This window comes from Chryseobacterium sp. T20 (assembly GCF_047345655.1).
In the GTDB taxonomy this organism is placed as follows: domain Bacteria; phylum Bacteroidota; class Bacteroidia; order Flavobacteriales; family Weeksellaceae; genus Chryseobacterium.
On record NZ_JBLFDU010000018.1, the window covers coordinates 39,964 to 51,208 of the forward strand.

The following is an 11,245-nucleotide window of genomic DNA, read 5'->3' on the forward strand; positions in this document are numbered from 1 at the left end:
ATAACGGTTGTGATTCGAAGTCTTCAACTCGTTTACTCTCAAACTCTTTGAATTCATTCATAATTCATTATTTTTAATTCATAACTATTAAAGGAGTTCCTGAAGTTCCAGCCATCTCATTTCATGGTTTTCCAGTTTTTCTGAAACGCTTTCCAGCTCTGAAGATAGTGTGGCTATTTTTTCGTAATCAGCTTCGTTGTTGAGCTTATCCAGAATTTTAGTGCGCTGTTCTTCCAATTCAGGCATTTCTTTTTCAATGGTTTCCAGTTCTCTTTGTTCTTTAAAAGTCAATTTTCGTTTAGCACAGGAAGATGTGGTATTTTCTACAATGGCAGCCGTTTCTTTAACCGGTTCAGGTTTTATCGCTGCATTTTTTTCTAAAGCTTCCTCACGGCTTCTTGCTTCTCTGTATTCTGAGAAGTTTCCTACAAAATCTCTGATTTTTCCGTTTCCTTCAAAAGCCAGAACATGGTCTACAATTCTGTCCATGAAATACCTGTCGTGGGAAACGATAATTAAAGATCCCTGAAATTGCTGAAGGAAATTTTCCAGAACTGTTAATGTAGGAAGATCCAGGTCATTTGTAGGTTCATCAAAAATCAGGAAGTTAGGATTCTGATACAAGATATACATCAGGTGAAGTCGTCTTTTTTCACCACCCGAGAGTTTAGAAATAGGAGAATATTGTGTCTGATCATCAAATAAGAATAATCTTAAGAACTGTGATGCTGATAAACTTTTGCCATTAGCTAAAGGATAAAATTCTGCAATTTCTTTGATGAAATCAATCACACGTTCATCTTCTTTATAAGTAAGACCTTTTTGTGAGAAATAACCGAAAGAAATAGTTTCTCCAGTTTCAATTTCTCCCTTGTCGGCTTTTTCAAAACCTTGAATAATATTAAGCAGGGTAGATTTTCCTGCCCCATTTTTTCCAATGATTCCTACTTTTTCTCCACGTTGAAACTGGTAGCTGAAATCCTTCAATAAAACTTTAGGGCCAAAACTCTTATCAATATGTTTAAGTTCAAGAATTTTATTTCCCAGGCGCTTCATTTCAAAATCAAGTTCCAGTCCGTCTTTTCTGGTGTCGGTCTTGGCAACCTTTTCAGTCTCGTAGAAAGCATCAATTCTGCTTTTTGATTTTGTGGTTCTGGCTTTCGGCTGTCTTCGCATCCATTCCAGTTCCTTTCTGTAAAGGTTATTGGCCTTGTCAATTGTTGCATTAAGATTTTCCTCACGAATCATCTTGTTCTCAAGGTAAGTAGCATAAGAACCATTATGAACATACAGATTCTGATCTTCCATTTCCCAGATAATGTCACAAACACTGTCAAGGAAATATCGGTCGTGGGTTACAAGCAATAAAGTGATTTTTGCTTTGTTCAGATAGTTTTCAAGCCATTCTACCATATCCACATCAAGATGGTTGGTAGGTTCGTCCATGATAAGAAGGGTATGCCTGTGCTCGGCTCTTGTTTCTGTTAAAAGTTTAGCCAACGCGACACGTTTGATCTGCCCTCCGGAAAGAGTGCCCATTTTAGCATCCAGATCAGTGATTTTAAGCTGGGAAAGAATCTGTTTCATTTCATTCTCCAGATCCCAGGCTTTATGAACTTCCATATCAGCCAAAGCTTTCTCAATAAAATCATTATCTGTAGAATGAAGTGATTTATGATAGTTTTTAAGGGCCAGGATAGGCTCAGAATCAAGGGTCATCATGAATTCCTCAATGCTGAGCTTAGGATCATAATCAATTTCCTGGTCAAATAATACTACCTGGATATCTTTATTGATGACCACAGTTCCGCTGTCTGCAATTTCTTTACCCATTAATATTTTCAGAAGGGTAGATTTTCCACTTCCGTTTTTGGCAACAATCGCTATTTTATCTCCTTCATTGATGTGGAAAGCAATATTTTTAAACAAAACTTTGATGCCGTAAGATTTGGTAAGATTTTCTGCAGAAACGTAATTCATTGGGAATTAATAGTTTGGTTTTATTTTTTAACTAAGTCGCAAAAATACGAAAATGTAGCCATAAAACTTTCCGGAACGCCTCTTATAAAAATGAATATTTATGATTTTTTAATAGACTGTGTCCCTTGCCTGAAAAAACTAATCAGTAAATTTGATCAACCACAATGAAATACACATTTTAAAATAGTAATAAATAATACAAAAATCTGATTGAAACAATGAAAAAAGTTATTGTCGACATGGACGGGGTAATGGCGGATGTATATCATCAGCTGGTACAATTTGAAAAAAGAGATACAGGAAGAGAAATTGAAATCAGTGATTTGGCTGGTAAGCCTGAAATAGAATCTTTTCCCAATGGAAAAAAACACGTGAATGAAGTAGGTTTTTTCAGAACCTTACCTGTCATGAAAGGAAGCCGTGAGGCAATGGAATATCTGAATAATAAATATGAACTCTATATTGTATCTGCCGGAATGGAGTTTCCGAACAGCTTAAGAGAGAAGTACGATTGGCTGGCAGAGCATTTTCCATTCATTACCTGGGAACAGATTGTTCTTTGCGGAAGTAAAAAAGTAGTGGCCGGAGATGTAATGATTGATGATTATCCTAAAAATTTAGATCATTTTTCAGGGCAGAGACTGATATTTACCCAACCTCATAATGAACTGATAGAAAATGATACTTACGAAAGAGTTCATTCCTGGGAAGAAATTATGAGTATCCTTTAAGTAGGAAATATTTATAATGAGGAAATATTTAAAACAACTTTAACTAAAGGGAGAATAATTTTAATAAAGTGTTGTGATAGTGGACTGTTGAAAATAAATAAGTTTGCGTCAAACTTTTAACATGAAAATATCTCATACTTTATTCTTCCTTTTGACAGCTTCAGCCTTTCATGCCCAGGTTATTTCCGGAACCATTATTTCTAAAAATGAAAACCATCCAATTCCTTATGTGAAAATTGGAATTGAAAAAAAATCAATCGGAACAATCTCGGATGAAAAAGGAAATTTTTCAATTGATCTTTCCAATACGGATCCTCAGCAGAAAATAAAAATAGAAGTACCGGGATTTGACCCTTACCAGGAAACAATACAGAATTTTAAAAAAAATGATCAGCAAAAAATATTTTTAACAGAGAAAATTAAAAATATTAAAGAGATTACCATTAAGCCTAAGAAACTTGTTGATAAAAACTGGGGAGTCAATACCAAGACAAAAAGTGTTATGTACTCTGTAAATCCACATCTCAGAAAAGAAGATTTTCTTGGTGAAACCGCATTGGCTTTTAATGCTAAAAAGAAATCAAAGATTAAGAATATTAACCTGAATATAGCCAGCTATACTTCTGATAAGCCTGTCATCATGCGGTATACTATTTATAGTGAAAAAGATGGTTTTCCGGATAATAATATTCTTGATGAGGAGATTACTGTTGAACTTACCAGCGAAATGATTAAAGACGGAACTTATACATTGGATGTTAATGACCGTAATATCTGGGTTCATGGAAAGTTTTTTATAGGAATTCAGTTTTTAAAAGAATTTGAAGGGAGAGTCAATATAAGTGCAGCATTGTTTAAAACAGGATTTATAAGGAAATTTTACGGAGAATGGACAAAAATGACTCTTGCCGCACCTGCCATTAATATCGATGTAAAAATGGATAAAAACGGAGACAAAAATATGGATGATGAAAACGGTTTTGCAGATGATAGCGCAGAAGCACTGATGCCCGATGTATCAAAATATATTCAGGAATCGGAGCAAACAGTGTATGGTCAAAATAAAGCCGTAGGAAACTATCTGAAACTTCAGGATACCAACCTTTATTATGAGGTTTATGGTGAAGGAGAACCATTGATTCTGCTTCATGGCAATTCAGGAAGTATTAAAGATTTTTATCAGCAGATTCCTGTTTTATCAAAGCAGTATAAAGTAATTGCTATAGATACAAGAGGACAAGGGAAAAGTACAGATTCTTCTAAAAAGGATTTTACCTACAAAATGTTTGCTGATGATGTAAAAGCAGTCGCAGATCAATTAAAACTCAATAAAGTAAATATTGCAGGCTGGAGTGATGGCGGAAATACCGGACTGGAATTTGCCCTGAAATATCCTGAAAAACTGAATAAGCTGATTGTAATTGGAGCCAATGCATTTCCTGATGGAGTAGATGACAGGCTTACTGATCATTTTGAAAATAAAATGCTGGTGATGAAAGAGCTGAAGGATCCGGAAAAGTTTAATGAACAAAGGCTTTTGAAAATTATGCTGACACAGCCGCGCATTGCGAAGAAAGATTTAAATAAAATTGGAAGTAATGTATTGGTTATTGCCGGTGAGAATGATGTGATCAAACGTGATCATACCGAACTTATGGCTCAAGAAATACCCAATGCTGAACTTAAAATCTACAACAAGGCCACCCATATGATTCCTTTTGAAAACGCAGATCAGCTCAATACAGATATTCTGGATTTTTTAGGAAAAAGTAATTAATAAAGGCTGGAGGCAGGGAGATGGAGGATGAAAGTGATATCAGTCAGCTTATTTTAAAAATTGGCTCATCGAAATTTTATCAACTCCTATTTTTCTGCTTTCATTTTCTTTCTTCTAATCCAGTGTCAATCTTTTTAATGACCACGAATTACCATTGTAAATATCAAGATCCACTTTAGCGTTGATACCATGAACAATTCCGTTTTCTGTAAACTGCCAGAAATCCCACTCATCATCAGGTGAAGGAGACGGAACGTCATTGTAATTGGCAAGCCATAAAGGGTAACCTTCAAACTCGCCTTTCAGAAAATCTTTATAATAATGATAGTAGGTGTAGATAATCGGCTTTTCGCCATAGGCATCTTCTACAATTTTACACCATACTTTCAGATCTTCAATCAGTTTTTTGTTGGTTTTACGCTTTGGAATTTTTTCAATATCAAGAATCGGGGGAAGATCTCCGCTCTCAAGTTTTACATTCTCTAAAAAATTATTAGCCTGAATCACAGGGTCTTCATCAGCTCTGTAAAAATGATAGGCACCACGGATAAGATCATGCTTTTTAGCACTTTCCCAGAATTCGTCAAAATGCTTATCGGCACTTCGGTTTCCCATCGTGGCGCGCATGACAACAAACTCTAACGGAATCGTTTTATTTCCAATGCTGAGACTGTCCCATTTGATATCTTCACGGTTTTGATAATGAGAAACATCAAAACCATAGGTTTTATCAAGGTTGCTGGCTAATATTCTCTGAATTCTTGCGGCTTCCTTTTCACTGTTATGAAGCTTTTTATGCTTAAATTTATTAAAGTACAATGCATAGTAATAACTGATAGACTGTCTTAAATAAAGCCCTGTTCCTACTAATGCTATCATTAAAATAGCCAATATCACCCATCTTCGGAAAAAATACTTCTTCCGTCTTGATTTATGGACTTGTTTGGCAGTTTTTTTGGTGTACTTTTTTGGTGTCATAAAGTTTTGCAAAACTAACTTTTTTCACTGCTAAATGCTAAAATAAAATCAGTAAATTTGTGTATTATGGAAACACGCGAAAAAATCATCATTATTGGAGGAGGCTTTGCGGGGCTGCAGCTTGCAAAAACATTGAATAACAAGAACAAAAAGGTCATTGTTCTCGACCGGATGAACCACCATATGTTTCAGCCGCTTTTTTATCAGGTAGCCTCAGGAAGGATAGAACCTTCCAACATTTCCTTTCCCTTCAGAAAGATTTTTCAGCAATCCAGAAACACACAGTTCCGTATGACGGAAGTCAAAGAAATAGATCCTGCCAATCATAAAGTCATTACAGACGAAGCAGAATTTACTTACGATAAACTCATCATCGCAACGGGCTGTAAGACTAATTTTTTCGGAAACAAAGAATTGGAAGGAAAAGCTTTCGGGATGAAAAATACCCAGGAAGCCATCAGTATCAGAAATCATGTTTTGATGACCTTTGAAAAACTGATTATTGAAAAAAGCCGAAGCGATGACGGAAACTGGAATATTGTTATCGTTGGAAGCGGTCCTACAGGAGTAGAACTGGCTGGAGCTTTTGCTGAAATGAAAAAAGATATTCTTCCAAGAGATTATCCTTATATGAACTTTGATCACTTGAAGATTATTCTTGTGAGTTCTACCGAAAAACCACTTGCAGTAATGAGTAGTGAGGCTCAGGAGAAATCTGAAAAATACCTTAAAGATCTTGGAGTAACTTTTATGAGTGGAGAAGTAGTGACAGATTATGACGGAGATAAAGTTCATTTGAAAAGCGGAAAAGAAATTCCATCCAATAATGTGATCTGGGCAGCCGGAGTTACAGGAAATGTTGTAGGAGGTTTTCCGGAAGAAAAATTAGTAAGAAATAGATATATTGTAGATCGATATAATAAAGTACAGGGTTACGATAATATTTATGCTATCGGGGATATTGCCTATATGGAAACTCCTAAATATCCACAGGGACATCCTCAGGTAGCCAACGTAGCCATTAATCAGGCAAAAAATTTAGGTAAAAATCTATTAAAGAAAAGCCAGGAAGAATGGAAAGAATACGAGTATGATGACAAAGGCTCTTTAGCGACTATTGGGAAGCACAGAGCGGTTGTAGATCTGCCGTTTATAAAATTTCAGGGATTTCTGGCGTGGTATTTCTGGATGTTTCTCCATTTAATGCTAATTTTGAGCGTTCGAAATAAACTGGCCATATTCTTCAACTGGATGTGGAGTTATATCAACAAAGATTCTTCTTTAAGATTAATTATTATACCTACTAAGAAAAACGGAACATTACAATGAGAATTGACATAATAAGCGTACTTCCGGAATTGATGGAGAGTCCGTTCCAAACTTCTATTTTGAAAAGAGCAATGGATAAAGGACTGGTAGAAGTACATTTTCATCATCTGAGAGACTGGGCAATCAATAAGCACAGACAAATTGATGATGAGCCCTACGGAGGCGGAGCAGGAATGGTAATGATGGTTGAGCCATTGGATAAATGTATATCAGAGCTTAAATCTCAAAGGAATTATGATGAAGTGATCTATCTGACTCCGGATGGGGTAACTTTAAACCAAAAAATAGCCAATTCATTGTCTATCAAAGAAAATTTAATTTTTCTTTGCGGACATTACAAAGGGATAGACCAAAGGGTAAGAGATCTTCATATCACCAAAGAAATTTCAATTGGAGATTACGTTCTTACAGGAGGAGAACTGGCTGCCTGTGTTTTGGCAGACTCCATTATCAGATTGCTTCCTGGAGTTTTGAATGATGAACAAAGCGCTTTAACAGACAGTTTTCAGGATGATCTTCTTTCACCACCCATCTATACTAGACCTGAAAGCTATAAAGGCCTGGATGTTCCTAAAATCCTGTTGAGTGGGAATTTCGGAAAAATTGAAGAATGGCGTCATGATGAAGCCGTAAGAATTACAAAGGAAAAACGCCCCGATTTACTGTAAGCGAAAATTGTCAGAAATGATCTAATTTTTGCTTCAATATTTAATTCCATTTATTATAGATAAATGGAATAATATTTGTTGTAATTTTAATAAGTGTGAAAAATATTAATGTTTCTGATTTTAAATTGAAAATTTATTTCTATTATTCCATATTTTGTTTATTGTCTCAATTTTGATTAATATATCGAAACTGCGGGATGATTGAAAAATTAATTCATAATGACTTATTTCATTAGTATTTTTTACTATATTTGAATTGTTTTTTATTGGAAATTGATTTACTGTTTTAGAGGTAAATCACGAAAATTTGAAAAAAAATAATAAATTTACATCTTAAAGTAAAAAGGACATAATAAATTAAAAGTATAGAAATTAGTGTAGATGGAGCTGTTCTCTTTTTATAATGTTGAAAATTTATTTTTACCCGATCCGAAACCTGTCCACAAATTAGATCCTACCCGGTCAGGATTAAGGAATTGGGATGAAAAGAGATATAGAAATAAGCTTTTCAAAATCTCTCATGTATTTCAGTTGATGAAGGAGGATAATGAAGTATTACCATTTGTAATAGGATTATCTGAAGTTTCCGGAAGGAAAGTTTTGGAAGATCTAGTAGAAATGGAGCCCTTTAATTCGGAATACGGAATTGTACATTACAATTCTATGGACGAACGAAAAGTGGATGTAGCCATGTTATATGATAAAAATAAAGTAGAGGTAATAGATTCAGAAACCATTACTTTCTTTTTTGAAATAGTAAATAAAAACACAGAAAATTACGACACAACCCGAGACGTACTTTTTTCAAAAATTAAATATAAAGGGGAAATTATTAATGTCTTTGTCGCCCATCTTCCCTCTAAGCGCGAAAAAGATATCAATAAACCTAAAAGAACCTTTATATTGAATGAAATACGGCAACGGATTATGAAAATTGTAAATGCTGATAAAGAGCATGTTATATTGTGTGGTGATTTTAACGAAAACCCGGATGATGAAAATTTAGTACAGATTCTCTATGACAATGACCATGAGAAGGTTTTAATGAACCCTTTTCAACAATTGTTTTCTACAAGAAATTATTCTACTTTTCATTATAAATCTGGATTGCTGTATGATCAGATCATTATGTCAAGATCTTTGCTTGATAATAAGACGCTGGCTTTTCAGGATGCCCATATATTTAATTCTGAAAAAATCCGCAGCAGAACCAGAAATTTTGAAGGACGGCCATTCCGAACTTATGCCGGTACCCGGTATTTAGGTGGATATAGCGATCACTTTCCGGTTTTTGTAAAATTTAAAAATTTACATTAAAAAACATAAATAATAAAAAAGTAGAAAATGAAAAATTCGAGCAACACAAGCTACCATTTAGATTCTATTGACAAAGAAATCATCTACATGTTGATGGATAATGCTAAAACTTCTTTAGCCCACATTTCAAAAAATGTCGGAATTTCCACCACTGCAGTGCATCAAAGAATCAAAAAACTCGAACATGCAGGAGTTATTGAAAATTCAATTTCATTTCTTAATCCTAAGAAAATTGGATACAAAGTGATTTCCTACATCGGTGTATTTCTGGATCAACCAAGCCATTATCCGGAAGTGGTAAAGTCTTTGCATGATATCAACGAAGTGGTGGAGGCCCACTATACTACAGGAAATTATACCATTTTCCTGAAAGTGCTTTGTAAAGACAATGATCATTTAATGCAAATCCTTAGTAAGCTTCAAAAGCTGAAGGGAGTAACAAGAACAGAAACTTTTATATCTTTAGAACAAGGTATTTACAGACAATTGAAAGTATAATAATATGAACATAGCCCAATATTTGGATTCAACTTACCTGAAAACACCAGAACAGTCAGGTATTTCCCACGAAGAAACACTTCAAAAAGATAAAGAACTTGCTCAGGAAGCAATAGACAATGGTATTTTTGCCGTGATGATTCGACCGGATTATGTATCTGAGATCAAAAAATTTATTCAGGAAAGAAATTCAAATGTTGTAGTAGGAACTGTAATAGGTTTCCACGAAGGAACGTACTCTATTGATGAAAAACTTGCAGAAGCTTCAAAAGCAATAGAAGACGGAGCAGATGAATTAGATTTTGTTACTAATTATACGGCTTATCTGCAGGGAGATATAGAACTGGTAAGAAAAGAATTTGTAAAATGTACAAAATTATCTCTTGAACATCATAAAGTTGCAAAATGGATTATTGAAATTGCAGCACTAACAGATGAACAAATTGCAGATCTTACTAAAAAGATTTCTACCTGGGCAGAAGAGAATTTTTCTGAAAATGAATTGTCGAAAATTTTTGTCAAGTCATCTACAGGATTTTATCAGACTGCCGAAGGAAAGCCTAACGGAGCAACCTTTGAAGGAATAACAATTATGCTCAGCAATGCTGGGAAACTTCCTGTAAAAGCAGCAGGCGGAGTAAGAACTCCTGAAGATGCTGAAAAAATGATCAAAATGGGAGTTAAAAGAATTGGAACCTCTTCAGCTCTGGGATTAATTAAAAACGAATCTTCATCAGAAGGATATTAATATTAAATTCTCAATATAAAAAAACCATCAGTTTTGCTGATGGTTTTATTTTTATAGTTGTGCCTGATATTCTTCGTAGAATTGTTGGGTTTTTTTAATCAAACTGTTCATTTCTTCCATAGTAAACACTTCCAGGAATTTTTTTCTGAACTCCTTGAAATGAGGAATTCCTCGGAAATAGTTGCTGTAATGTTGTCTCATTTCAACCAATCCTAATCTTTCTCCCTTCCATTCTGCACTCCATTCTGCATGCTGACGAACAGCCAGTAATCGGTCTGAAATAGTAGGTTCAGGTAAATGCTCTCCTGTTTTAAAGAAATGTTTGATTTCATTAAAGATCCATGGATATCCAATGGCAGCACGTCCGATCATAATACCGTCACATGCATACTTTTGTTTATATTCTAATGCTTTTTCAGCAGAATCTATATCACCATTCCCAAAAATTGGAATTTCAATATTAGGATTTTGTTTAATTCTTGAAATATGTTCCCAGTCTGCTTCACCCTTGTACATTTGAGCACGGGTTCTTGCATGTATGGTAAGCGCTTTGATTCCTGTTTCCTGCAGACGTTCTGCTACTTCATCAATATTAATGCTGGTACTGTCCCATCCTAAACGGGTCTTTACAGTGACAGGAAGATGAGTAGAGCTTACAACAGCTTTTGTAAGACGTACCATAAGGTCGATATCTTTCAAAACACCAGCTCCTGCTCCTTTGCAGACAACTTTTTTTACAGGACATCCAAAATTAATATCTACCAGATCCGGATTTACCGTTTCAACAATTCTTGCAGACATAGCCATAGCTTCTTCGTCACCACCAAAAATCTGTATCCCAACGGGTCTTTCATAATCGAAAATATCCAGCTTTTTACGACTCTTGATAGCGTCACGAATTAACCCTTCGGAAGAAATAAATTCCGAATACATTAAATCTGCACCATGCATTTTACACAAACGTCTGAACGGAGGATCACTTACGTCTTCCATCGGAGCCAGCAAAAGTGGAAATTCCGGCAGTTCTATGTTGCCTATTTTTATCATGGTGCAAATTTACGAAATTCTGAAAAAACAAATTTTTATAAATTAAAATGTGGTATTGTGTTTTGTTTGAGTAGGGTTGTTTAAGGGATTTTATGATATTATGTTTAATTTTTATTTAATATATTTAATTGATTATCAATATTTATTGAATTTTATTGATAATTATTTTTTA

General features: G+C 34.7%; 10 protein-coding genes. 7 read left to right on the forward strand and 3 right to left on the reverse strand.

Annotated features, from left to right (window positions below; translation table 11 throughout):
* Window positions 1-87 precede the first annotated feature (87 nt).
* Window positions 88-1,980 carry an ABC-F family ATP-binding cassette domain-containing protein gene (locus tag ACMA47_RS24090; protein WP_413931835.1) on the reverse strand — a complete coding sequence of 631 codons (1,893 nt, stop codon included), beginning with the start codon at window positions 1,978-1,980 and terminating at the stop codon, window positions 88-90.
* A gap of 218 nt (window positions 1,981-2,198) precedes the next feature.
* On the opposite strand from ACMA47_RS24090, the gene ACMA47_RS24095 reads away from it, so the two are divergent.
* Window positions 2,199-2,711: a 5' nucleotidase, NT5C type gene (locus ACMA47_RS24095; protein WP_413931836.1), complete on the forward strand. Its 513-nt coding sequence runs from the start codon at window positions 2,199-2,201 to the stop codon at window positions 2,709-2,711.
* Between the two features lie 121 nt (window positions 2,712-2,832).
* Window positions 2,833-4,488, forward strand: a complete 1,656-nt coding sequence (locus ACMA47_RS24100; RefSeq protein ID WP_413931837.1) for an alpha/beta fold hydrolase — start codon at window positions 2,833-2,835, stop codon at window positions 4,486-4,488.
* A gap of 114 nt (window positions 4,489-4,602) precedes the next feature.
* Here the strand turns inward: ACMA47_RS24100 and ACMA47_RS24105 are convergent, their stop codons facing one another.
* Window positions 4,603-5,466, reverse strand: coding sequence for a glycoside hydrolase family 25 protein (locus tag ACMA47_RS24105; RefSeq protein ID WP_413931838.1), 864 nt, complete (start codon window positions 5,464-5,466; stop codon window positions 4,603-4,605).
* A gap of 66 nt (window positions 5,467-5,532) precedes the next feature.
* On the opposite strand from ACMA47_RS24105, the gene ACMA47_RS24110 reads away from it, so the two are divergent.
* The 5 genes from ACMA47_RS24110 (at window position 5,533) to deoC (ending at window position 10,026) form a co-directional block, all read left to right on the forward strand.
* A complete protein-coding gene (locus ACMA47_RS24110; RefSeq protein ID WP_413931839.1) occupies window positions 5,533-6,795 on the forward strand; it encodes an NAD(P)/FAD-dependent oxidoreductase in 1,263 nt (420 codons plus the stop codon).
* Complete coding sequence (gene trmD / locus ACMA47_RS24115; RefSeq protein ID WP_034694892.1) at window positions 6,792-7,463, forward strand: tRNA (guanosine(37)-N1)-methyltransferase TrmD; 672 nt, start codon at window positions 6,792-6,794, stop codon at window positions 7,461-7,463. The genes ACMA47_RS24110 and trmD overlap by 4 nt, the downstream gene beginning before the upstream one ends.
* 381 nt (window positions 7,464-7,844) lie before the next feature.
* Window positions 7,845-8,780: an endonuclease/exonuclease/phosphatase family protein gene (locus tag ACMA47_RS24120; protein ID WP_413931840.1), complete on the forward strand. Its 936-nt coding sequence runs from the start codon at window positions 7,845-7,847 to the stop codon at window positions 8,778-8,780.
* 27 nt (window positions 8,781-8,807) lie between these two features.
* Window positions 8,808-9,278, forward strand: a complete 471-nt coding sequence (locus ACMA47_RS24125; RefSeq protein WP_002976659.1) for an Lrp/AsnC ligand binding domain-containing protein — start codon at window positions 8,808-8,810, stop codon at window positions 9,276-9,278.
* 4 nt (window positions 9,279-9,282) lie between these two features.
* Window positions 9,283-10,026, forward strand: a complete 744-nt coding sequence (gene deoC / locus ACMA47_RS24130; RefSeq protein ID WP_413931841.1) for a deoxyribose-phosphate aldolase — start codon at window positions 9,283-9,285, stop codon at window positions 10,024-10,026.
* Window positions 10,027-10,077: 51 nt separating this feature from the next.
* Here deoC and dusB read toward each other — a convergent pair whose 3' ends face one another.
* Complete coding sequence (gene dusB, locus ACMA47_RS24135) at window positions 10,078-11,073, reverse strand: tRNA dihydrouridine synthase DusB (protein WP_413931842.1); 996 nt, start codon at window positions 11,071-11,073, stop codon at window positions 10,078-10,080.
* Between the last annotated feature and the right edge of the window lie 172 nt (window positions 11,074-11,245).